Origin of the sequence: Aquimarina pacifica, assembly GCF_000520955.1 — a bacterium.
Classification (GTDB): Bacteria; Bacteroidota; Bacteroidia; order Flavobacteriales; family Flavobacteriaceae; genus Aquimarina; species Aquimarina pacifica.
In genome coordinates, this window is record NZ_JACC01000111.1 from 1 (window position 1) to 842 (window position 842).

An 842-nucleotide genomic window follows, 5' to 3' on the forward strand; every position below is an offset into this window, starting at 1 on the left:
GTTACAAGAATTAATAAATACAAGGTAGCAATTTTAATTTGCTACCTTTTGTTTTTTGTAGCTTTTTCTTTTTACTTTATTTTGTTGATGCATTTGATTTGGTGTTAGCATTGAATTTGATAAATGCGGTCTAATTTGATTGTAAATATCAATAGCATTTTTAACAAGTAGTGTTTTAATTTCTATTGAGGTATCATATTTGTCAATAGCAAATTCTTGTTTAAGAATTCCATTGATTCTTTCTGCTATAGCATTTTCATAGGGGTCATATTTTTCGGTCATACTTGGGCTAATAGTATTGATATTTAGTATTTTTTGATATTCATTAGAACAGTATTGTAATCCTCTATCAGAATGATGAATTATAGGTTTTTCTTTATAATCTCTATTATAGATAGCCATATCCAAAGCTTTTAAAGATCCCTTTACATTTAGGCTATTTGATACATTATACCCCATTATTTTTTTGGAATAAGCGTCCGTGATTAAAGCTAAATAGCATGGATTTTCTCTATTACCTATATAGGTTATATCGCTGACCCATACTTGTTCTGGTCTAACAAATTCAACATCTTTTATTCGATTTTTATGTTTTCTAAATCTATGATGAGAATCTGTGGTTACATGATAGTTTCTTTTAGGTAAAATCAACATGTTGTTAGCCTTTAGTATTTTAAATAGCTTATCACGACCAACTCCGATCGCTTTTAATTCAGGTTTTAAAAGATGAAATAATTTTCTTGTACCTACTCTTGGCATTGATATGCGAATAGTATTTACTAAATCAATCACCTTTTTACTAAGTTTTTGTTTGTTTTTATAGGATTGAATAGCTCTATAAT

Annotated in this window: 1 protein-coding gene; it reads right to left on the reverse strand. The window is 27.9% G+C overall.

Annotation, left to right across the window (positions count from 1 at the left end; genetic code table 11):
• Window positions 1–33: 33 nt before the first annotated feature.
• On the reverse strand, window positions 34–842 hold an 809-nt coding region (locus tag DZ60_RS0122000; protein WP_034230514.1), incomplete at its 5' end, for an IS3 family transposase.